This window comes from Gloeocapsa sp. DLM2.Bin57, from assembly GCA_007693955.1.
Taxonomy (GTDB): Bacteria; Cyanobacteriota; Cyanobacteriia; order Cyanobacteriales; family Gloeocapsaceae; genus Gloeocapsa.
Map to the genome: position 1 here is coordinate 1 of RECR01000099.1, position 20,957 is coordinate 20,957.

The 20,957-nt window shown below is 40.4% G+C and carries 26 protein-coding genes and 1 pseudogene; 22 read left to right on the top strand and 5 right to left on the bottom strand.

Annotation, left to right across the window (positions count from 1 at the left end):
• On the top strand, positions 1 to 75 hold a 75-nt coding region (locus EA365_13065; GenBank protein TVQ43216.1), incomplete at its 5' end, for an IS200/IS605 family transposase.
• A 318-nt stretch (positions 76 to 393) separates the two neighbouring features.
• On the opposite strand, the gene nifT is transcribed toward EA365_13065, so the two are convergent.
• The 4 genes from nifT to cysE are packed head-to-tail and all read right to left on the bottom strand — an operon-like array spanning position 394 to position 2,714.
• A complete protein-coding gene (gene nifT / locus EA365_13070; GenBank protein TVQ43193.1) occupies positions 394 to 600 on the bottom strand; it encodes a putative nitrogen fixation protein NifT in 207 nt (68 codons plus the stop codon).
• The gene (locus EA365_13075; GenBank protein TVQ43194.1) at positions 597 to 884 is read right to left on the bottom strand and encodes a nitrogen fixation protein NifZ; all 288 of its coding nucleotides are present in this window, start codon (positions 882 to 884) and stop codon (positions 597 to 599) included. Before EA365_13075 ends, nifT begins: the two co-directional genes overlap by 4 nt.
• Entirely contained in the window at positions 871 to 2,007 is a 1,137-nt protein-coding gene (nifV, locus tag EA365_13080) for a homocitrate synthase (protein TVQ43195.1), read from the bottom strand. Before nifV ends, EA365_13075 begins: the two co-directional genes overlap by 14 nt.
• Positions 2,004 to 2,714 (bottom strand): serine O-acetyltransferase, encoded by a 711-nt coding sequence (gene cysE / locus EA365_13085; GenBank protein TVQ43196.1) that lies wholly within the window; start codon positions 2,712 to 2,714, stop codon positions 2,004 to 2,006. Before cysE ends, nifV begins: the two co-directional genes overlap by 4 nt.
• A gap of 950 nt (positions 2,715 to 3,664) precedes the next feature.
• Here cysE and nifB point away from each other — a divergent pair.
• The 21 genes from nifB (at position 3,665) to fdxB (ending at position 19,750) form a co-directional block, all read left to right on the top strand.
• A complete protein-coding gene (nifB, locus tag EA365_13090; protein ID TVQ43197.1) occupies positions 3,665 to 5,089 on the top strand; it encodes a nitrogenase cofactor biosynthesis protein NifB in 1,425 nt (474 codons plus the stop codon).
• A gap of 6 nt (positions 5,090 to 5,095) precedes the next feature.
• Complete coding sequence (locus tag EA365_13095; protein TVQ43198.1) at positions 5,096 to 5,440, top strand: 4Fe-4S dicluster domain-containing protein; 345 nt, start codon at positions 5,096 to 5,098, stop codon at positions 5,438 to 5,440.
• An 8-nt stretch (positions 5,441 to 5,448) separates the two neighbouring features.
• Positions 5,449 to 6,654, top strand: coding sequence for a cysteine desulfurase NifS (gene nifS / locus EA365_13100; protein ID TVQ43199.1), 1,206 nt, complete (start codon positions 5,449 to 5,451; stop codon positions 6,652 to 6,654).
• Positions 6,655 to 6,672: 18 nt separating this feature from the next.
• Positions 6,673 to 7,542 carry a Fe-S cluster assembly protein NifU gene (nifU, locus tag EA365_13105; protein ID TVQ43200.1) on the top strand — a complete coding sequence of 290 codons (870 nt, stop codon included), beginning with the start codon at positions 6,673 to 6,675 and terminating at the stop codon, positions 7,540 to 7,542.
• A 248-nt stretch (positions 7,543 to 7,790) separates the two neighbouring features.
• Positions 7,791 to 8,660, top strand: coding sequence for a nitrogenase iron protein (gene nifH / locus EA365_13110; GenBank protein TVQ43201.1), 870 nt, complete (start codon positions 7,791 to 7,793; stop codon positions 8,658 to 8,660).
• 85 nt (positions 8,661 to 8,745) lie between these two features.
• Positions 8,746 to 10,182, top strand: coding sequence for a nitrogenase molybdenum-iron protein alpha chain (nifD, locus tag EA365_13115; GenBank protein ID TVQ43202.1), 1,437 nt, complete (start codon positions 8,746 to 8,748; stop codon positions 10,180 to 10,182).
• Positions 10,183 to 10,261: 79 nt separating this feature from the next.
• On the top strand, positions 10,262 to 11,797 hold the full coding sequence (gene nifK, locus EA365_13120) for a nitrogenase molybdenum-iron protein subunit beta (protein TVQ43203.1): 1,536 nt from the start codon (positions 10,262 to 10,264) through the stop codon (positions 11,795 to 11,797).
• Positions 11,798 to 12,181: 384 nt separating this feature from the next.
• Positions 12,182 to 12,460, top strand: coding sequence for a nitrogenase (locus tag EA365_13125; protein ID TVQ43204.1), 279 nt, complete (start codon positions 12,182 to 12,184; stop codon positions 12,458 to 12,460).
• Positions 12,461 to 12,477: 17 nt separating this feature from the next.
• On the top strand, positions 12,478 to 13,851 hold the full coding sequence (gene nifE, locus EA365_13130) for a nitrogenase iron-molybdenum cofactor biosynthesis protein NifE (GenBank protein ID TVQ43205.1): 1,374 nt from the start codon (positions 12,478 to 12,480) through the stop codon (positions 13,849 to 13,851).
• Between the two features lie 3 nt (positions 13,852 to 13,854).
• Entirely contained in the window at positions 13,855 to 15,159 is a 1,305-nt protein-coding gene (gene nifN / locus EA365_13135; protein ID TVQ43206.1) for a nitrogenase iron-molybdenum cofactor biosynthesis protein NifN, read from the top strand.
• Positions 15,160 to 15,310: 151 nt separating this feature from the next.
• Positions 15,311 to 15,745 (top strand): DUF269 domain-containing protein, encoded by a 435-nt coding sequence (locus tag EA365_13140; protein TVQ43207.1) that lies wholly within the window; start codon positions 15,311 to 15,313, stop codon positions 15,743 to 15,745.
• A 20-nt stretch (positions 15,746 to 15,765) separates the two neighbouring features.
• Complete coding sequence (gene nifX / locus EA365_13145; protein ID TVQ43208.1) at positions 15,766 to 16,167, top strand: nitrogen fixation protein NifX; 402 nt, start codon at positions 15,766 to 15,768, stop codon at positions 16,165 to 16,167.
• A gap of 24 nt (positions 16,168 to 16,191) precedes the next feature.
• Positions 16,192 to 16,668, top strand: a complete 477-nt coding sequence (locus EA365_13150; protein ID TVQ43209.1) for a NifX-associated nitrogen fixation protein — start codon at positions 16,192 to 16,194, stop codon at positions 16,666 to 16,668.
• A 6-nt stretch (positions 16,669 to 16,674) separates the two neighbouring features.
• Positions 16,675 to 16,887: a hypothetical protein gene (locus tag EA365_13155; GenBank protein TVQ43210.1), complete on the top strand. Its 213-nt coding sequence runs from the start codon at positions 16,675 to 16,677 to the stop codon at positions 16,885 to 16,887.
• Positions 16,866 to 17,216, top strand: coding sequence for a nitrogenase-stabilizing/protective protein NifW (gene nifW, locus EA365_13160; GenBank protein TVQ43211.1), 351 nt, complete (start codon positions 16,866 to 16,868; stop codon positions 17,214 to 17,216). The genes EA365_13155 and nifW overlap by 22 nt, the downstream gene beginning before the upstream one ends.
• A gap of 5 nt (positions 17,217 to 17,221) precedes the next feature.
• Positions 17,222 to 18,019: a HesA/MoeB/ThiF family protein gene (locus EA365_13165; GenBank protein TVQ43217.1), complete on the top strand. Its 798-nt coding sequence runs from the start codon at positions 17,222 to 17,224 to the stop codon at positions 18,017 to 18,019.
• A complete protein-coding gene (locus EA365_13170) occupies positions 18,016 to 18,378 on the top strand; it encodes an iron-sulfur cluster assembly accessory protein (GenBank protein ID TVQ43212.1) in 363 nt (120 codons plus the stop codon). Before EA365_13165 ends, EA365_13170 begins: the two co-directional genes overlap by 4 nt.
• A gap of 21 nt (positions 18,379 to 18,399) precedes the next feature.
• Positions 18,400 to 18,714, top strand: a complete 315-nt coding sequence (locus EA365_13175) for a ferredoxin (GenBank protein TVQ43213.1) — start codon at positions 18,400 to 18,402, stop codon at positions 18,712 to 18,714.
• Positions 18,715 to 18,791: 77 nt separating this feature from the next.
• Positions 18,792 to 19,163, top strand: a complete 372-nt coding sequence (locus tag EA365_13180) for a hypothetical protein (protein TVQ43218.1) — start codon at positions 18,792 to 18,794, stop codon at positions 19,161 to 19,163.
• Positions 19,142 to 19,408, top strand: coding sequence for a ferrous iron transport protein A (locus tag EA365_13185; GenBank protein TVQ43214.1), 267 nt, complete (start codon positions 19,142 to 19,144; stop codon positions 19,406 to 19,408). Before EA365_13180 ends, EA365_13185 begins: the two co-directional genes overlap by 22 nt.
• A 48-nt stretch (positions 19,409 to 19,456) precedes the next feature.
• A complete protein-coding gene (gene fdxB, locus EA365_13190; protein ID TVQ43215.1) occupies positions 19,457 to 19,750 on the top strand; it encodes a ferredoxin III, nif-specific in 294 nt (97 codons plus the stop codon).
• Between the two features lie 87 nt (positions 19,751 to 19,837).
• Here fdxB and EA365_13195 read toward each other — a convergent pair.
• Positions 19,838 to 20,815: pseudogene (locus EA365_13195) on the bottom strand (cyclomaltodextrin glucanotransferase).
• Positions 20,816 to 20,957 lie beyond the last annotated feature (142 nt).

Consider the following 20,957-nt stretch of genomic DNA (forward strand, 5'->3'; position numbering starts at 1 on the left):
TTTGTGGCTAGTTGTGGTGGTGTTACTATTTCAACCCTTAAAACTTATATACAGAATCAAGATGAAATAAAATAAGGACGCGATTCATCTCACGCTTATTTGAGAAAATAAAGCTTGAGGCTTCTCGCGGTTAAGCTAAGTAAATCAGTTTAATTAAACGTAAAATGTCAAGCGCTAGTGAAGCTTGTGGGCATTCACGCTTCGCCTTAAAAAGGCGCGGGTTCCAACCAGCGAAGGGCAGTTCAGCAGTCAGGCTCTGGGTAGCAACCGCAAGGTCTCTATAACTATTAGAGAGTCAATTATATTAACGTTTATTTAGACCTACCTACTTAGTTGTTAAGCTCAAAACTAAAGCACCAACGATCGCTGGTGCTAATATTATTAATGTTAGAATTACAATTTTCTCCCTTCCAAAGTTTGGGGAAGTACTAAATCTTCACTAAATTTAAAATCAGAAAATTCTAACTCCCAACCATTAGCTAAAGTCAAAATCGTTCCCGCGTTAGTTTCAGCAGAATTAACCACTTCTTCTTCTAAATCCTTTTTCGCTACGTAAGCGATTAAATGTCCCGCTTTATTGCGTCTTAACATTACCTTCATGGTTGCATATCCTCTTCTTCTGTAACTGACTCTAACTCTTTGCTGCGACAGCCAATCACCAGATTACTATCAATAAAATGCACCGCATAGATATAATAACTTTGTAGATAAGTACCAATACTAACTACATAACCCGTTTCTCCTTTCTTAGCCAGAGTAACACCAATATCCTTACCTGGAAAAGTGCCATCATTGCGGATCATCTTACGTAACCTAACCTTTTCTTCCATTTGAAAAATGGGGGGTTCATTTAATTCAATTGGATCTACTCTAGTTAACCCCATGAGCAATTTCTCTCCTTGATTTGACTATATTGATTAACTCATCCGTAGTTAAAGCACGTTTGAGTTGGGTTGATAAATCTTTGACTCCTGCTAAAACCTGATGAGTTTCTTCTGGTGTTAAAAAAATACCTAACTCTTGTAGAATATTAACAATAGCGTGTCTTCCTGAATGTTTACCAAGAACAACTCGTCTTTCTCTGCCCACTTCTTGAGGATCGAATAACTCATAGGTGTGGGGATTTTGCAAAATACCGTGTACATGAATACCCGATTCATGAGCAAAAGCATTCTCACCGACGATCGCCTTCCAGGGAGGGACAAAACTACCCGAAGCACGAGCTACCATTTGGGATAATTCTTGAAATCTACGCACATTAATACCCAAATCAATGTGATATATCTGCTTGAGAGCCATAATTACCTCTTCGAGAGCAGCATTTCCCGCTCTTTCTCCCAAACCGTTAACGGTAGTATTGACTGAAGTTGCACCAGCTCTAATTCCTGCTAAAGCATTAGCAGTGGCTAACCCTAAATCATTATGGGTGTGCATTTCTACAGGAATGTCTAGCCAACTAACTAGATAACTAACCCTTTCGGTGATCATCATGGGGTCAAGAATTCCCACGGTATCACAAAAACGGAAGCGATTTGCACCCCAATTTTGTGCAGCTAAAGCCATATCTAAGAGAAAACCTGGTTCAGCGCGGGAAGAATCCTCACCCCCTACCGCTACGTATAAACCTTGATCCACAGCAAAATTGATCGTATCCCGTAAACTTGTCCAAACTAAATCATAATTTCCTTGAAATTTAGCCTGGATTTGAATATCTGAAACAGGGATAGAGATATGGACTCTTTTAAGACCACATTTGATTGACGCTTCGATATCTGATCGCTTCGCGCGATTCCAACCGATTAAATCAGTAGTTAAACCCAATTGAGTTATGGCTGTGATCGCTTCAGCTTCCTCGCTTCCCATCGCGGGAATACCTACTTCTAACTCATGAATACCGATCGCATCCATAAAACGAGCTAAAGCGACTTTCTCAGCCTTACTAAAAGCTACTCCCGCTGCTTGTTCACCGTCTCGCAGAGTCGTATCACTAATCCTAATTTGACTCATACCTTTAATTCCTTGACCATTTTTTCTAGTGTTTCGATGCGATCCATTAATAAGCGAATTACCGTAGCTTCTACATCTGGTAACTTTCCGTGCTCTAGGGGACAACCCAGACCACCAGGAGAGATAATCCGACCTGGTATCCCCACCACGGTACAACAATTGGGGACATTTCTCAGTACCACCGAACCCGCACCAATGCGCACGCGATCGCCAATTTGGATATTACCGAGAACTTTAGCTCCTGCTCCTACTACTACTTGTTCTCCGAGAGTAGGATGTCGTTTACCGCTTTCTTTACCTGTTCCTCCGAGAGTAACATTTTGATAAATCAAACAATAATCACCAATAATTGCGGTTTCCCCGATGACTACTCCCATACCGTGGTCTATAAATACACCTTTACCGATAGTTGCACCGGGATGAATCTCAATTCCCGTCAAAAAACGTGCTAGATGAGAGAGAAAACGAGGTAAAAAAGCCACTTGTTTTATATATAACCAGTGAGCTAGACGATGAAATAAGATAGCATGAAGACCAGGATAACACAGTAAAACCTCGAACTTATTACGAGCTGCTGGATCTCGCTCAAAGATGATTTGAAAATCTGCTTGGAGGGTTTCTACCCAGTTATTACCTGTAAAAGCTGCAATGATCTTAGTTAAATATCCCGTTTGATTATTATTGTTGAGACTAATAGATTCTTGCATTGAATTTCGTGAGAAAAATAAATATAACTCAATATCTTATTGCTTATAACAAGTCATCTAAATTCACCTAATCAATAACTCTAGGTCAAACTCATTAGAGTTTATTAAGCTTGTACTCAATAACTGATATTCCAGTCTGTATAAGCGTTATAGACATCTATATAAAAATAATTGGGGTAGGGGTCCGATTATTTTTTGGTCAGAGAACTAGTATTTCTGGGCTGAGGTATCAGTATTTATCTACTCAGCTCTATGCTATAGCGCTACTTGAAAAGGGAATAGGGAATAGGGAATAGGGAATAGTTAGACTAGTAATGGGTTTCACGACTTGAAAATGTCCTAAACTTATAATTACTAGCATAATACTAATAAGGATTTAAGCCCAATTTCCCCCCTATTTATTTTTAACTCAGTTAAGACTAAAGACAAAACTGCTAAAATCTTTATCTGAACTGCTTTTGACCTAAGTAAAACATCTTTATTTTGAGTGAGTAGGATCTATTGCCCAACAATCTGTTAAATTAGATACAGAATTGAATTTCGTGACAGTCCTGGAGAAGTGAACTAAATTTTAGTATATATAGATAACTTCTCCAGTTCTTTTCCCTTTTGAGTGCAATCAAGGTAGTAGAATTACCCTAGGGGAAAACCCTACCTAACCCCTATAACGTCTAGTCTTAAGCTTGAGTGCAAAAATACAGGTTGTTAAGAGGTAAAATACCCTAACCTAGTCTCAAAAATACCTGTTCCCTGTACCAAAAAAGATTTTAATATTTCCTTAAATAGTTACTCAGTCAGCGTTTCAGATATTGAGTACTTCCTAAATAATATCAATAATTTGAACTCAACAGCAGTAAACACCCCGTAAAAAAACGGATGATATAACTGCTATAACGAATCAACAAACCTCTCAGTCATCACTGCTCACGGAATTCAATAAACAATAAAAGATGACCAGCACAATCATACCAACAACAACATCTAGTAAAAATTGTGGTTGCAGTAGCACCACTAAAAGAGAAACAAACCCTAGCATAGAAGAACAAAGAACACTAGAGCGGATTGAAAAACATCCCTGCTATAGTGAAGACGCACATCATCATTATGCCAGGATGCACGTTGCTGTCGCCCCTGCTTGTAATATTCAATGTAACTATTGCAATCGCAAGTATGACTGTGCTAACGAAAGCCGTCCTGGAGTAGTTAGCGAAGTCCTCAAACCCGAGGAAGCAGCTCACAAAGTTCTAGTTATTGCGGGTAAAATCCCCCAGTTGACAGTCTTAGGAATAGCAGGACCAGGAGATCCTCTAGCCAACCCTAAACAAACATTTCGCACCTTTGAATTAATCGCCGAGAAAGCACCAGATATTAAACTGTGCTTATCCACCAACGGGTTAATGTTACCAGACTATATAGACAAGATCAAAGAATTAAACATTGATCACGTCACCCTAACCATTAATATGGTTGACCTAAGTATTGGCGAGAAAATCTATCCTTGGGTACGTTGGCGCAATCGCCGTTATACAGGGATTGAAGGGGTTAAAATCCTGCACGAGCGTCAAATGGAAAGTTTAGACTTACTTAGAGAAGCAGACATTCTCTGTAAAGTTAACTCAGTCATGATTCCTGGAATCAACGACGAACACCTAGCCGAAGTTAACGCAGTAATTCGCTCCAAAGGTGCATTTATACACAATATTATGCCCTTGATTAGTGCTCCCGAACATGGTACATATTTTGGCTTAAATGGACAAAGAGGACCTACACCTAAAGAACTAAAATCGGTTCAAGACAAATGTTCAGGTAACATGAAAATCATGCGTCACTGTCGTCAATGTCGCGCTGATGCAGTAGGTTTACTCGGTGAGGATCGCTCCCAAGAATTTACGAAAGATAAATTTATGGAGATGACTCCAGAGTATGATTTCCAAGAACGCCAAGAAATCCACGCTGACATCAAAAAATCCCAAGAAGAACAGTTAGCCGAAATAGCAATTCAAGTCGCCAAAGTTGCAGGACCTAAAATTCTAGTTGCTGTAGCTACCAAAGGACAAAGAATCGTTAATCAACATTTTGGTCACGCTAAAGAATTCCAAATCTACGAAGTAGATGGTATCGAAGTTAAATTTATCGGACATCGCAAGATAGATCACTATTGTCAAAGTGGTTACGGTGAAGAAGCAACCCTAGAAGCAATAATCAAGACTATCTCTGATTGTCAAGCAGTTCTCTCAGCCAAAATAGGACCATGTCCTCAAGAACAACTGCGCCAAGCAGGAATAGAACCAGTAGAAGGATACGACCTCATCGATAAAATCGCCCTAGACTTCTACGAAAGTTATATCACAAATCTAGTTGGTAGTAATGAATAAACCATTATGTCTTACTATATCACCAAAAATTGTATCCAGTGTCAACGTTGTGAATCATTATGTCCCACTGGTGCAATCAAAACCAACCTACAAGGAATGTATATAGACTCCTCCCTTTGTAACAATTGTACAGGCTTTTATGGTACTCCCCAATGTGCCTCCGTCTGTCCTACTAACCAGGGATGTCTTCCTACCCGCACCAATAGCGATTATTGGGAATCATGGTTCTCTCGTTATGACAGTTTGGTGCAAAACCTGAAAAACCGAGAAAAACAATTGTATTGGCAACATTGGTTTAATTCCTATTCAGAAAAATTATCTAATTTGATTGTTACTCAACACGCTTCCTAACTAAGATTATGAGAGACTGTATTTATCTAGACAACAACGCAACTACTAAAATCGATGAAGAAGTTCTAGCAGCGATGTTGCCCTATCTTACCCTCTACTATGGCAATCCCTCTAGTATGCACAGCTTCGGCGGTCAAGTGGGTAAAGCCACCAAAACCGCTAGAGAACAAGTAGCATCTCTCATAGGTGCTCAAAGCCCAGCCGAAATCGTTTTCACCAGTTGCGGAACAGAGGGAGATAATGCAGCGATTCGCGCCGCTTTAATGGCTCAACCAGAGAAAAAACACATTATTACCACCGAAGTAGAACACCCAGCTGTACTTAGTCTCTGTAAAAACTTAGAAAAACAAGGGTATAGTGTTACTTATCTTTCGGTTAATGGTCAAGGTCAATTAGATTTAAGCGAACTTGAAGCCTCCCTCACGGGTAATACCGCTCTGGTAACAGTGATGTATGCGAATAACGAAACTGGTGTAATTTTCCCCATTGAACAAATTGGGTCAATGGTCAAAGAATACGGCGCGCTCTTTCATGTAGATGCAGTGCAAGTAGTGGGTAAAATCCCTCTGAATATGCAGGAAAGCACTATTGATATGTTGACCCTTTCAGGTCATAAATTACACGCCCCCAAGGGTATAGGTGCTTTATATGTTCGCCGTGGGACTCGCTTCCGTCCTTTATTAATTGGTGGACATCAAGAAAGAGGACGTCGCGCAGGAACTGAAAATGTCCCAGGAATGGTAGCTTTAGGTAAAGCTTGTGAATTAGCCGAATATCACCTAATTAATGTTGGACACGAACAACAGTTACGAGATTATTTAGAACAATCCATACTCACTACTATTCCTAACACCGCGGTTAATGGTCACCCCGTCCAAAGGTTACCAAATACTAGCAATATCGGGTTTAAGTATATCGAAGGAGAAGCGATTTTACTTTCTTTAGATCAATTCGGAATTTGTGCATCCTCTGGCTCTGCCTGTACTTCTGGATCTTTAGAACCTTCTCACGTCTTAAGAGCTATGGGGTTACCGTACAGTGTCTTACACGGTTCAATCCGTTTTAGTCTCTCTCGTTATACCACTCAAACAGAAATCGATCGCGTTTTAGAAGTTTTACCAGGTATTATCGACAGACTGCGCGCACTCTCTCCTTTTAACAGCGATGATGCGACTTGGTTACAAGAACAAGAACAAGCTGTTTTAGCTAAATAATTATAGGAGCAAGAGACTATGTGGGATTATACAGACAAAGTAATGGAGCATTTTTATCACCCTCGCAATCAAGGCGCAATCAGCGCTAGCAACGAGGGAGAAGCGATCACCATCGGTGATGTAGGCAGCATCAGCTGTGGAGATGCTCTCAGACTCTACCTTAAAATAGACATCGCTACCGATAGCATTATTACTGCTAGTTTTCAAACCTTTGGTTGTGCTAGCGCGATCGCCTCCTCTTCTGCTTTGACTGAATTACTCAAAGGTCAAACCCTAGACGAAGCCCTCAAAATCACCAACCGTGAGATTGCCGACTTTCTAGGCGGTTTACCAGAAGCAAAAATGCACTGTTCGGTGATGGGACAAGAAGCCTTAGAAGCAGCTATCTTTAATTATCGTGGTATTCCTCTAGATAATCACGAAGAAGACGAAGGAGCGTTAGTCTGTAGTTGTTTTGGGATAAGCGATGCCAAAATTCGCCGAGTTATCCTCGAAAACGAACTAGAAACAGCCGAACAAGTCACTAATTATATCAAAGCAGGTGGCGGTTGTGGTTCTTGTTTAGCCGATATTGACGATTTACTCTATAGTATCGCCGCAGAAAAAGCCAACACCATCGCTAGAACCACCGAAGTTGTTAATAACTATGCAACCTTAACCACCGTCCAAAAAATTAACCGTATTCAGCAAGTACTCGAAGAAATTCGCCCTACTCTAATCGCTGACGGTGGAGATTTAGAATTATTGGACCTAGAAGGAGATGTAGTCAAACTAGTACTCAAGGGAGCTTGTGGAAGTTGTTCCAGTAGTACTATTACTCTCAAAATGGGTATCGAAGCTAAATTACGCGAAAAAGTACTTTCTACCCTAGTTGTAGAAGCAGTTTAATCAATGATCACTAATTCAAAACAAGAAAGTAGAGCACCTCCAATTAGGTCTTAACTTTCTGACGAAAGACAACTAATGTTGTAATTAATTTTCAACCCCTCTGAAAGTTTTGGTTTTAACAGTTTTAGTCTCCCCTAAAAAAAAATAAAAGGGCTAATTATTCAGTCCTCTAATCTTTTAGAGATTAGACAACTTAAAACCGAACCCTTTCTTTTCAATCCATTATTAAGTTTAAGCGAGAAATTGACATGAGACAGATAGCTTTTTACGGTAAAGGCGGTATTGGTAAATCTACTACCTCACAGAATACACTAGCTGCATTATCAGAAAAAAACCGCATCATGATCGTTGGTTGTGACCCTAAAGCGGATTCTACCCGATTAATGTTGCACTGTAAAGCCCAAACCACAATTTTACACCTAGCTGCAGAACGCGGCTCAGTAGAAGACATCGAACTAGAAGAAGTATTAGTCAAAGGTTTTAACGACGTACTTTGTGTAGAATCAGGTGGTCCAGAACCAGGTGTAGGTTGTGCAGGTCGTGGTATTATCACCGCTATTAACTTCCTCGAAGAAAACGGCGCTTACGAAGATCTAGACTTTGTTTCCTACGACGTATTAGGGGACGTTGTCTGTGGTGGTTTCGCTATGCCTATCCGTGAAGGAAAAGCTCAAGAAATCTACATCGTTACCTCTGGAGAAATGATGGCGATGTACGCAGCTAACAACATCGCTCGTGGTATTTTAAAATACGCTGAATCTGGTGGCGTTCGTTTAGGTGGTTTAATCTGCAACAGCCGTAACGTTGAATGTGAAGTTGAACTAATCGAAGAATTAGCCCGTCGTCTTGGCACTCAAATGATTCACTTTATACCTCGCAGCAAACAGGTCCAAGAAGCTGAAATCCGCCGTATGACAGTGATTGAATACTCTCCTAATCATCCTCAAGCTGAAGAGTATCGCATTTTATCCCAAAAAATCCAAGACAACAAAAACTTGGTTATTCCTACTCCAATCACCATGGATGAATTAGAAGAATTATTAATTGATTTCGGTCTCCTCGGTGGTGAAGAAGAATATCAAAAAGCTATTGCTACAACTCCAACTGCAAGTGTGTAAGTAATCAGAATAAGGGTAGAAACGTCCAATCTAAATCTATCGTTTCTACTCACCCTCTAACCTATAATTTATTAACGAGACAGCCATGACGACTACAGACGACAAAAAACAATTGATACAAGAGGTTCTCGAAGCTTATCCCGAAAAAGCTGCGAAAAAACGCCAAAAACATCTTAACGTTTACGAAGAAGGTCAATCCGATTGCGGTGTTAAGTCTAATATTAAATCTCTCCCTGGTGTAATGACTACTCGCGGTTGCGCCTATGCAGGTTCAAAAGGGGTAGTTTGGGGACCGATTAAAGATATGGTTCATATCTCCCATGGTCCAGTTGGTTGCGGTTATTATTCCTGGTCAGGTCGCCGTAATTATTATATTGGAACTACTGGTGTAGATAGTTTTGGTACAATGGACTTTACCTCCGATTTCCAAGAAAGAGATATCGTCTTCGGTGGTGACAAAAAACTAAGTAAATTAATCACAGAAATAGAAGAACTTTTCCCCCTCAATGGTGGAGTCAGTATTCAATCAGAATGTCCCATCGGTCTAATTGGAGATGATATTGAAGCAGTAGCTAAAAAAGCTAATAAAGAAATCGGTAAAACAGTTGTACCCGTTCGTTGTGAAGGTTTCCGCGGTGTATCTCAATCTTTAGGTCACCACATCGCTAATGATACCATTCGTGACTGGGTTTTAACTCCAGGGGATAAAGATCCCGTCGAATTTGAAGGTACTCCCTATGATGTAGCGATTATCGGTGACTATAATATCGGTGGTGACGCTTGGTCCTCCCGTATTCTTCTCGAAGAAATAGGCTTACGCGTTGTAGCCCAATGGTCTGGTGACGGTACACTCAACGAGATGAAATGTACCAATAAAGTCAAATTAAACCTCGTTCACTGCTACCGCTCCATGAGCTATATCAGCCGTCACATGGAAGAAAAATACGGTGTGCCCTGGTTAGAATATAACTTCTTTGGACCTACCAAAATCGCTGAATCTTTACGAGAAATCGCTTCTCACTTCGATGACACCATCAAAGAAGGTGCAGAAAGAGTTATCGCTAAATATCAACCCCAAGCTGACGCGGTTATCGCTAAATATCGCCCATTTCTAGAAAACAAAACCGTGATGATGATGGTTGGTGGTTTACGTCCACGCCACGTTGTCCCCGCTTTCCTAGACTTAGGTATGAAAATAGTTGGTACAGGTTATGAATTTGCTCATAACGACGATTATAAACGCACCACCCACTATATCGAAGACAGCACACTGATTTACGACGACGTAACGGGTTATGAATTTGAGAAATTTGTCTCAGCCATTCAACCAGATTTAGTTGCCTCTGGAGTTAAAGAAAAATACGTCTTCCAGAAAATGGCTCTACCTTTCCGTCAAATGCACTCCTGGGATTATTCAGGACCATATCACGGTTATGACGGTTTCGCTATCTTTGCTCGTGACATGGATTTAGCCCTAAACAGCCCTACTTGGGATCTGATTAAAGCGCCTTGGAAGAAATAAACACACAGATGAGGAGATTAATTCTCCTCCCCCTCTTGAACTCAGTAACAAATTTATCTCAGAAAGGAGATTAACTAGAATGGCTCAGAATATAGATAATATTAAAGACCACGTTGAACTTTTCCAGCAACCAGAATACCAAGAACTGTTCAAAAATAAGCAGTGTTTTGAAGGAATGCCAGCTCCCGATTTAGTAGGGGAAACAGCAGAATGGACCAAAACTTGGGAATACAGAGAGAAAAACTTCGCCCGTGAAACCCTCGTCATCAACCCCGCTAAAGCTTGTCAACCCCTAGGCGCAATTCTGGCTGCTGTAGGTTTTGAAGGTACTCTCCCCTTTGTACATGGTTCTCAAGGTTGTGTCGCTTACTTCCGTAGTCATTTAACCCGTCACTTTAAAGAACCCTTTAGCGCCGTTTCTAGCTCTATGACTGAAGATGCTGCGGTATTTGGTGGTCTCAAAAATATGATCGACGGTTTAGCTAACTCCTATACCCTTTATAAACCCAAAATGATCGCCGTTTGCACCACCTGTATGGCGGAAGTTATCGGAGATGACCTCGGCGCATTTATCACCAACTCCAAAAACGAAGGCTCTGTACCTAGAGATTTCCCCGTTCCCTACGCTCATACTCCTAGTTTTGTTGGCTCTCATATCACTGGTTACGATAACATGATGAAAGGGATTCTCTCCTGTTTAACAGAAGGGAAAAAAGCGGAAACCACTAACGGTAAAATCAACTTTATCCCTGGGTTTGAAACCTATATGGGTAACCTGCGGGAATTAAAACACCTGACCTCAGCTCTCGGTGTTGACGCTACGATTTTAGCAGATAACGAAGATTATCTAGATTCTCCTAACGACGGCGAATATAAAATGTACCAAGGTGGCACACCTCTAGTAGAAGCCGCTGACTCCATTAACGCTACCAAAACTATAGCTCTACAAGCTTACTCTACCACCAAAACTCGCGATTATATCGAGAAACAATGGCAACAAAAAACAGCGGTATATCGCCCTTGGGGTATTAAAGGAACAGATGACTTTTTAATCGCTTTATCAGAAGCTACGGGTAATCCTATTCCTGCTGAAATCGAAAAAGAACGCGGACGCGCTGTTGATGCGATGACCGATACCCAAGCTTGGTTACACGGTAAAAAAGCAGCCCTTTACGGCGATCCAGATTTAGTGATGGGCTTATTGCAATTTCTTCTAGAAATGGGTGTTGAACCAGTTCATATCGTTGTTAGCAACTCTAACCCCGAATTTGAAGCAGAAGCAAAAGCTCTTCTCGAAGCTAGTCCCTACGGTAAAGATGCTACCGTCTGGGGTGGTAAAGATTTATGGCATATGCGCTCACTACTATTTACTGAACCTGTAGATTTCCTCATCGGTAATTCCTACGGTAAGTATCTCATGCGTGATACTAATACCCCTCTGATTCGCATCGGTTATCCTATCTTCGATCGCCATCATTTACATCGCTATAGCACAATTGGCTATAACGGAGCTATCAATCTCCTCAACTGGATTGCTAATACCGTTCTCGATGAATTAGATCGCAACACGAGCATTCCTGGTAAAACCGACATCTCTTATGACCTAATCCGTTAAAACCAGAGTGGGGGAGGGTTCTCCCCCCCTTTGGGTATGTTTTTAACAATGACCTTATCCGAGGGGTAAAACAAGGGTGACAAGGAGGGAAAGTGGACTAGAGAAGTATATGTATTAAAACCATTTAATTTTTCGTATCTACTTTATCTCCCCCCTCTCAGGAATAGGTTTTTTACCAAAATTTTGTAGTGACGTTAAGACAAAAAAGACAAGCTGGGCAAGTGAACCAGGAAGTATATGTATTTAAATACAACTATAATAAGAAACACATTTATTTATAGTATCTACCTTGTCTCCCCACCTTCGTTCCTCCCTTGTCTTACCTTCACCTGAAGGTTAAAAACCTACCCTTATGAGCCTCTCTCTCCTAGCCCCCGTAAAATTATGACAGATACTCACTACTCCTTTGACCTATTTTACCCCCTCCGCGTTGGGATTCAGCGTATTCCTGTCAAAAACGCTTTTGTTGCTCGTTTAATCTGTCAAGTTATCCCCTGTAATTGTCCTTTTGAACAAGATGTGGTCTTATTCCACCATATCCTCTTTCATATCCCCCCTCTGTGTAAACTCAACCCCCTATACGATGAACTGATTGCTTTACGTTTTCGCGCTCTCACTTTTCTGGTTGATGTTTGTTGTGAAGATGTCAGTAAATATTGTTAATTATCTAGGTTATATACATGAAAATCACTTCAGGCAAAGTTAATCAATTACTCACTCAATCAGGGTGTGAACATAATCATCATCACGCTGATGGTAAAGGTAAAAATAAAGCCTGTAAACAACAAGCTCAACCAGGTTTAGCTCAGGGGGGTTGCGCTTTTGATGGAGCTTCCATCGCTCTTGTTCCCATTACAGATGTAGCTCATTTAGTACACGGTCCGATCGCCTGTGCGGGTAACTCCTGGGGTGGTCGCGGTAGTCTTTCTTCTGGTTCAAAGCTTTATAAAATGGGCTTTACTACCGATGTCAGTGAGAATGATATCATTTTCGGTGGCGAGAAAAAACTCTATAAAGCGATTGGCGAGGTGGCTCAGCGTTACCAACCGAAGGCTGTTTTTGTCTATTCTACTTGCGTGACTGCTCTAATTGGTGATGATTTAGACGCTGTTTGTGAAGCAGCTAGTAAAAAATTCCACTTACCAGTTATCCCTGTTAATTCTCCTGGTTTCGTTGGGAGTAAAAATCTCGGTAATCGTCTCTCAGGTGAATCACTCCTAGAACACGTTGTGGGAACAGCAGAACCTGAATACACTACTCCTTATGATATTAATCTCATTGGTGAATATAATATCGCGGGTGAACTTTGGAACGTTTTACCTCTATTTGAAAAACTCGGTATTCGAGTACTAGCTAAAATTACTGGCGATGCTACCTATGATGAGGTCTGCAGGGCACATCGGGCTAAACTCAATGTGATGATTTGTTCTAAGGCTCTGATTAATATGGCTACTGCTATGGGGGAACGCTACGGTATCCCCTATATCGAAGAGTCTTTCTATGGTGTAGCTGATATGAATCGTTGTTTACGCAATATCGCAGCTAAACTTGGTGACACTGCTTTACAAGATAGGGTAGAAAAGTTAATCGCTGAGGAAACTACAGCTTTAGATATCGCTTTAGCTCCCTATCGTCAACGTCTCCAAGGTAAACGTATGGTTCTCTATACCGGTGGGGTGAAAAGTTGGTCGATAATCTCTGCGGCTCAAGATTTGGGTATCAAGGTGGTAGCTACTAGCACTAAAAAAAGTACAGAGGAAGATAAAGCGCGTATTAGAAAACTTTTAGGTGAAGAGGGCGTTATGCTCGAAAAAGGTAACGCTCAAGAAATCTTGAGATTGATTAATCAAACCAAAGCAGACTTACTCGTAGCAGGTGGTCGTAATCAATATACCGCTCTCAAGGCGCGTATTCCTTTTCTAGATATTAATCAGGAACGTCATCACTCCTACGCGGGTTATACGGGAATGATTGAAATGGCTAGAGAAATCGATGAGGCTATCTATAGCCCCATTTGGGAACAAGTCAGAAAACCCGCTCCTTGGGAGGTATAAGTTATGACTAACGTTATTACACCTAAAAAATCTGTAGCGGTTAATCCTCTTAAACAAAGTCAACCTCTTGGCGCTGCTTTGGCTTTCCTGGGATTAAAAGGGATGATGCCTCTATTTCACGGTTCACAAGGCTGTACGGCTTTTGCTAAAGTGTTTCTGGTACGTCATTTCCGCGAGTCTATCCCTCTATCGACAACCGCTATGACCGAAGTTTCTACGATTTTAGGAGGGGAAGAAAATATTGAACAAGCTATCTTAGCTTTAGTAGATAAGGCTAAACCTGAATTAATCGGCTTGTTGACTACGGGATTGACGGAAACTAGAGGTGATGATATGGGGCGTATCCTCAAGTCTTTTCGCACTAATCACCCGGAATTGGTTGATTTACCGATTATTTTTGCTTCTACCCCTGATTATAAGGGTTCTTTACAAAGTGGTTATGCAACCGCTGTAGAGGCGATCGTTTCGGCTGATTATGGGGTGAATTCTGTTGCCGATTCTCAACAGGTTACTATTTTAGCTGGTTCTTTTCTCTCTCCTGGTGATGTGGAAGAAATTAAAGAAATTGTCACAGCTTTTGGACTTCAACCCCTGGTACTTCCTGATTTATCTGGTTCTTTAGATGGACACCTAGAGGATGATTACCAAACCGTCACCTCGGGGGGAACTTCTCTAACACAGTTACAATCTTTATCTAACTCTCTCTATACTTTGGCGATTGGTGAGAGTATGAGTCCAGCTGCTGCTATTTTGTCAGAACGCTTTAACACAGACTATCAGGTTTTCCCTCGTTTAGCTGGTTTAGAAGCAGTAGATCAATTTCTCTGGAAACTTTCTCAACTCAGTGGATTAGCAGTTCCCCCTAAATACCTACGTCAGCGTCGTCAATTACAAGACGCTATCCTAGATAGTCATTTCTATTTTGGACGCAAAAGAATTGCGATCGCCCTTGAACCTGATTTACTCTACCAAACTAGTTGGTTACTTCAGTCTATGGGTGCTGAGATTACCGCTGCTGTTACTACTACTAAGTCAACTATTTTAGAGGATTTACCCCTAGAAACAGTGGTTATCGGTGATTTAGAAGATATGGAAAATCTTTTAGTAGATAATCCTGTTGATTTATTAATCACTAATTCTCAAGGTAAAACTCTCTCTGAAAAACTCCAATGTCCTCTCTATCGTCTCGGTTATCCTATCTTCGATCGCCTTGGTAATAATCAACGTTGTTTAGTAGGTTATCGCGGTACGATGCAATTTTTATTCGATGTTGGTAATCTCTTTCTTGAATTAGAAGTTAATCATTAAGGAGTTCGGGGTTAGGTGTTAGGTGTTATTCCAAATTAAGAATTAAGAATTAAGAATTAAGAATTTTTTCGCGCATTCCCCCTCTCCCCGTCTCCCCGTCTCCCCGTCTCCCCACACTCTCCCCTCTCTTCCCTCTACCCACTTTCCTACCATGAACTCAGCTACCTTTCTGCAACTGCAAGCTAACCCAGCCACTGAACATCCTTTTCTAGAGGAATTAATCAGACAATTCCGTCTCCAGGATGAACAAGGAATCTATCAACATTGGTCAAATGAAGAACTATTACAATCTCTGGTTAGGGGTGTTAATGACTCTGACCCCTCATTAACTCAACTTGGTATCCTTGCTTTCTATCAAGCTATCTGTAAAGAAGTTGAAAAAGAAACAGGGAAACTGTTACAAACCTTTATTAATTATACACATAAAGGTCTCGGGTCAGTAGTTATTTGTTGTGGCTATCTCTTAGTCATGACAGAAAGTTTTCCTAAACATAATCATTTTGCTGATCATTCTCTAGACAGTTTGATTCTCAAAGCTGAAGAAGTCATCTGTTATGCCATGAGAAGAATCAGCAAGTTTTTTTAACTTATCCCTAGGAGGAAATTATGAAAGTTGCTTTTACTACCAGCGATAATGTCCATATCAACGCGCACTTTGGTTGGGCTCAACAAATCGCCCTCTATGACGTCTCCGCAGATGGTTTTAATTTGGTTGATACTCTCAAATTTGCCGAAGATTTAAAAGAAGATGGTAACGAGGATAAATTAGTCCCCAAAATAGAGGCTCTCAGTGATTGTTCTATTGTTTATGTTTCAGCCATTGGCGGAAGTGCTGCGGCGCGATTAATCCGTAAGAAAATTACCCCTATTCGCGCCAGAACCGAAGAAGAGACTATTGATAATATTCTCAATGAATTAGTTAAAGTACTCAAGGGTAATCCTCCCCCTTGGTTACGCAAAATTGTCCAACAAGAAACAAAGTCTTTTGACTTTGACGAAGAAGAATAACTCAACTATCTAACTAGGAGAAATATGACAACTATACAATTAGACGTTGAAGCAGCTAATCAGTTTGTTAAGGAAAACCCCTTTTTACAGGAGTTAACCCGTCAAGTTCGCGCTCAAGACGATTACGGAACCTTTCGTAGTTGGGAAGACCGCTTAGTGCTTGCTCCTTTTGTGGTTACTAAACAGAAGAAAAGAGAAATCTCTGTCAGTGGCGATTTAGATCCTGTTACCGAATTACGCGTCTTAACTTTCTATCGGGCGATCGCCGTAAGGGTGGAAAAAGAAACGGGTAAACTCTGTCAAGTGGTTATGGACTTGAGTCATGAGGGTTTCGGTTGGGTTTTAGTTTGGTCTGGTCGTCTTATAGTAGTTAAGCGTGCTTTAAGAGATGTCCATCGTTTCGGCTTTGATTCTCTCGAAAAACTCGCCCAAGAAGGAGAAAAACTCACCCTTTCGGGTATTGATTTTATTCAACGTTTCCCTGAAGTTGCAGATATCTAAATAATTATGACTATAGAAACCATCTCAGAATTAAAGGACAAAATCAGACGTCTTAACTCTAAAGCAGGTCAGATGAAAATGGATCTACATGACCTCGCCGAAGGGTTACCCGCAGATTACGAACACCTCCCTATAGCAGCAGCTCAAACTTACGAAATCTATCAACAACTCCACCAACTCAAACAACAACTCAAACAATGGGAGAAGCAAACTACATGAGTGAAAAAACCCTCAAAGCTTTTCAACAACTGATTGACACCGAAGACTATTTACAGTTTTTTGGGATTCCCTATGACCAACAATTTGTTAACGTCAATCGTTTACACATCTTAAAAAAGTTTTCCCAATTGATTACTGAAGTAGATCAGGTTTTTGGTGACATTCCTGAAGAGGAAAAACTAGCTAAATATAAAGAAGCTTTTACCGAAGCCTATGAATTGTTTCAAACCACTAGCCCTCTAGAAACTAAACTGTTTAAAGTCTTCCAAACGAAACCGAAAAATATAGTTTTATTGGAGACTTTAACCGATAATTCAGGAGTGGAATAAACGTGATTGAACTAACACCGACAGAACGAGAACGTTATCGACGTCAGATGATGTTACCAGGTTTTGGGGAAATAGCCCAACAAAAACTTAAATCGACAACGGTATTAGTTACGGGAGTCGGTGGTTTAGGTGGAACAGTTGCTCTCTATCTAGCGGTAGCTGGTATCGGTAAATTAATTTTAGTGCGGGGTGGAGAGTTACAACTAGATGATCTGAACCGTCAAATCCTGATGACTCATGATTGGGTAGGTAAAACCAGGGTTGTCAAGGCGAAAGAAACTCTCTTACAAATTAATCCCGATGTGGAAATCGACGCTATCCCAGAATATGTTACTGCTGATAATATTTACGATTTGGTTAAACAAGCTGATATCTCTGTTGACTGTGCTTTTGACTTCACAGAACGTAACCTACTCAATGACGCCTGTGTACGTGCGCAGCAACCAATGATTGAAGCGGCTATGTGCGATTTTGATGCCTATCTGACTACCATTATTCCCGGGTTAACTCCCTGTTTGTCTTGTCTTTTCCCAGAAAAACCTGACTGGGACCGTTGGGGTTTTGGTGTTGTTGGTGCAGTCTCGGGTACTTTGGCTTGTTTAGCTGCTTTGGAAGTAATCAAAGTGATTACGGGATTGGGTGAGCCTCTGTTTGGACAATTACTGACGATGAATCTGGCTAATGCTACTTTTGCTAAACGTCGTTCTTATCGTGATCCTCATTGCCCTGTCTGTGGTCAAACCTCTAATCAAATTTCCTCTTTTTCTTCTTCTACTCATTTAACTCAGGAGTTATCTCAATGACGATTACACTAACGGAAAAAGCGGCTTTTCGTCTGCGAACTTTCCTCAGAGGTACAGCCTCGGAATCTACTAATGGTATTCGCGTAGGTCTTAAAGACGGTGGTTGCAGTGGTTATGAATATACCCTTAATATCGTTAATCAAGCCAATCCCGATGATTTGGTTTTTGAGCAAGATCGTATTTATATTTATGTCAATCCAACTAATGCCTCTTTACTCGATGGCGTAGTTATCGATTTTGCTGAAAGTTTAACTCAAAGTGGTTTTATTTTTACTAACCCTAATGCCACTGATACCTGTGGTTGCGGTAAGTCTTTCTCTGCGGGAGATTGTACCCCAACTGCTAGTTCTTGTCACTAATTTTTTTTTAAGGAGAACACCATGACTACTACTTATAAAGTTCGCTTAATCAAAGGTCGCAAAAAACAACCCCCCGAGTTCGATATAACTTTGGATGTTCCTGAAGATACTTATATTCTAGATGCTGCCGAAGATGCGGGTATAGATTTACCTTTTTCTTGTCGTGCCGGCGCTTGTTCTAGTTGTGTAGGTCGTATCGAAGCGGGTGAAATTGATCAAGATGACCAAAGTTTCTTAGATGATGACCAAATAGCTAAAAACTATGTTCTGCTTTGTATTGCTTATCCTCGTTCTGATTGTACGATTAGAACTCATCAAGAAGCTTATCTTGTTTAATTCACAAGTTGGGTTTGGTTTGGTCACTAAACCTAACTGAATCTTCTCACCAATTAAACTTGATTTCCGCTTTTATTATGGAAACAATCACCGACAAATTAGCCCAAGAGTATATCGATATTGTTAGTAAGTATTATCCTACTTTAAAACAATTACTGGATTCTTGTTACGTTAAAGTAGTTGACTGCTACTTAGAAAGATCAGGTAAACGCTGTTACTATCTCGTTGTTTATTGTCCCAGTAAACAGGTGAAAAAGGTTTATCAATATTATCAAGAATTAAAAGATATAGCCGAAAATATGGGATTAATTGAAGTTGTGGTCTTAGATGTGGTCAGAATTATTCGCGATCCTCTCTCAACTTTAAAGGATAAAAATCCTCGTCTCTGGTTAGAACTCTACTGGGTTGCTACTAAAAATCATCTTAAATGGAGGGATATAGAGTCTTAATTATGTTTTTTCAAAAGTTTACAGTTAGTTTTTCTTCCTTACACTTACTCAAAGAAAAAGAACGAGGAATTATTACCAGTTTAACTGGTGAAGCAATCGATAAGTTAGAATCTATCGGAATTAAACCAGGATTAATGGTAACTATAGAACAAAAATTCCCAGATTTGATTATTAATATGGAGAATAATTGGCTAAGAATTGATGAAAAAATTGCTAAATTAATCCGTGTCAAATTGATTAGCTAAACATAGCTAAAAAAATTGTTTACTTATTAGTTCAGGAGAACACATTTTATGTCTACTTTAACTGGTTTAACCTTTGCTGGTACTACTTGGGAACCACGCTTCGCTCAATCTATCGATCTAGAGAAATGTATTGGTTGTGGTCGCTGTTTTAAAGTCTGTGGTCAAAATGTCCTTAGTTTAAGCGCTTTAAATGAAGATGGCGAATTCGTTGAGGATGAGGATGACGACGAAATCGAACGTAAGGTTATGACTGTGGCTAACCCTCAATATTGTATAGGTTGTCAAGCATGTTCCCGTATTTGTCCAAAAAACTGCTACACTCATGAACCTTTAACGGTGTAGCTAGTTAATATTTTACATTTTTGGTAAGCTATTGTTGATAATAGAGGTAAATAGAATCAATTTTCTTTTATCTCTTTTTTTTAATAATTAAAACATCCAACGATCGCGCCATTTAACGATACCTTGATTAGCGAGAATCCAACGACGACTTTGGATATTTTCCCGTCGAGGATCACCCCAAGAAGTAACTAAAGCGTATTTATAGGCGATCGCTTTTCCTGCGCTTTCATTAAAAGGTATCTCCCCAAACCAGGTATTTTTATTGATATACTCCAGTCCATAGGCTTGATCTAGATCCCAATTACCTAATTCGGGACAATCTCCTGTGACTACGATTCTTTCTCCGATTTGGGTTTGCACACCGTTTAATTGTGCTCTGACAATCATTTTAGCCTCTAGAGGTTGACCTGTGCAACTAAGTACGAGACATTCATTTTCAGCTAGATATAAACCACCAAAATAATTATTTTGCAGAGTAAGAGTTCTCCCTGTGAGCAAACAAGTATAGTTACCGTCGGGTAATTCGGGATTTTCTAGGTTAATAGTGGTAGAGTAACCCTTATTCATAATGACTAAACAACGATTCTCGCGGTAACGACGTAGATAAGCATAAACATTCTCGCTGACATATTTAGGTTCATGACTTCCCCGAGAGACTGCGGGGTTATTTTGACGCAATTGAGAGAGTTTCTGCACCATTTGATATAAATCGGTATTGGTGTCCCAATATTCCATCATAGGGCGATTATAGGGGTCATTACCACCATTAGTATCGTTGTGGAGATATTGTTCTGTACCATAGTAGAGACAGGGAATACCCCGACTAGTCATAATCAGGGCGATCGCCAATTCTAGTTTATCCCAATTACTATTAATACTCAAAAAGCGGGGCATATCGTGGTTATCTACAAAGGTTACCAATTCTGTAGCACTATTATAGTAATAGTCACAATCAAAGATAGCTTGAACACGGTAAAACCCTCCTGGTTGATTCTGAGCGATCGCTTCTCGGATAGCGCTACACAAACCAAAATCAACGATCGCCATACCCGTATCATTAACAAATTTAGCCGATTTGCCATCATGAGGATTAGTGACATACTCCTACACCGAATCAAAGATTACGCTGTAGGCTTCTTGTCTTTCACCTTCAGAGATGATTGACCGTTTTTGAGTGAGGCGATGCCCATCCCCACTTTTTTAATTA

Excerpts from the sequence above, each read along its gene's own strand:
- EA365_13185 (TVQ43214.1), top strand. The coding sequence starts at position 19,142 with ATGGAGGGATATAGAGTCTTAATTATGTTTTTTCAAAAGTTTACAGTT.
- cysE (TVQ43196.1), bottom strand. The coding sequence starts at position 2,714 with ATGCAAGAATCTATTAGTCTCAACAATAATAATCAAACGGGATATTTA.
- EA365_13170 (TVQ43212.1), top strand. The coding sequence starts at position 18,016 with ATGACGATTACACTAACGGAAAAAGCGGCTTTTCGTCTGCGAACTTTC.
- EA365_13180 (TVQ43218.1), top strand. The coding sequence starts at position 18,792 with ATGGAAACAATCACCGACAAATTAGCCCAAGAGTATATCGATATTGTT.
- nifN (TVQ43206.1), top strand. The coding sequence starts at position 13,855 with ATGACTAACGTTATTACACCTAAAAAATCTGTAGCGGTTAATCCTCTT.
- EA365_13150 (TVQ43209.1), top strand. The coding sequence starts at position 16,192 with ATGACAACTATACAATTAGACGTTGAAGCAGCTAATCAGTTTGTTAAG.
- EA365_13140 (TVQ43207.1), top strand. The coding sequence starts at position 15,311 with ATGAACTCAGCTACCTTTCTGCAACTGCAAGCTAACCCAGCCACTGAA.
- nifE (TVQ43205.1), top strand. The coding sequence starts at position 12,478 with ATGAAAATCACTTCAGGCAAAGTTAATCAATTACTCACTCAATCAGGG.
- fdxB (TVQ43215.1), top strand. The coding sequence starts at position 19,457 with ATGTCTACTTTAACTGGTTTAACCTTTGCTGGTACTACTTGGGAACCA.
- EA365_13125 (TVQ43204.1), top strand. The coding sequence starts at position 12,182 with ATGACAGATACTCACTACTCCTTTGACCTATTTTACCCCCTCCGCGTT.
- nifV (TVQ43195.1), bottom strand. The coding sequence starts at position 2,007 with ATGAGTCAAATTAGGATTAGTGATACGACTCTGCGAGACGGTGAACAA.
- EA365_13175 (TVQ43213.1), top strand. The coding sequence starts at position 18,400 with ATGACTACTACTTATAAAGTTCGCTTAATCAAAGGTCGCAAAAAACAA.
- nifB (TVQ43197.1), top strand. The coding sequence starts at position 3,665 with ATGACCAGCACAATCATACCAACAACAACATCTAGTAAAAATTGTGGT.
- EA365_13155 (TVQ43210.1), top strand. The coding sequence starts at position 16,675 with ATGACTATAGAAACCATCTCAGAATTAAAGGACAAAATCAGACGTCTT.
- nifW (TVQ43211.1), top strand. The coding sequence starts at position 16,866 with ATGGGAGAAGCAAACTACATGAGTGAAAAAACCCTCAAAGCTTTTCAA.
- EA365_13075 (TVQ43194.1), bottom strand. The coding sequence starts at position 884 with ATGGGGTTAACTAGAGTAGATCCAATTGAATTAAATGAACCCCCCATT.
- nifD (TVQ43202.1), top strand. The coding sequence starts at position 8,746 with ATGACGACTACAGACGACAAAAAACAATTGATACAAGAGGTTCTCGAA.
- nifK (TVQ43203.1), top strand. The coding sequence starts at position 10,262 with ATGGCTCAGAATATAGATAATATTAAAGACCACGTTGAACTTTTCCAG.
- nifU (TVQ43200.1), top strand. The coding sequence starts at position 6,673 with ATGTGGGATTATACAGACAAAGTAATGGAGCATTTTTATCACCCTCGC.
- EA365_13095 (TVQ43198.1), top strand. The coding sequence starts at position 5,096 with ATGTCTTACTATATCACCAAAAATTGTATCCAGTGTCAACGTTGTGAA.
- nifT (TVQ43193.1), bottom strand. The coding sequence starts at position 600 with ATGAAGGTAATGTTAAGACGCAATAAAGCGGGACATTTAATCGCTTAC.
- nifX (TVQ43208.1), top strand. The coding sequence starts at position 15,766 with ATGAAAGTTGCTTTTACTACCAGCGATAATGTCCATATCAACGCGCAC.
- nifS (TVQ43199.1), top strand. The coding sequence starts at position 5,449 with ATGAGAGACTGTATTTATCTAGACAACAACGCAACTACTAAAATCGAT.
- nifH (TVQ43201.1), top strand. The coding sequence starts at position 7,791 with ATGAGACAGATAGCTTTTTACGGTAAAGGCGGTATTGGTAAATCTACT.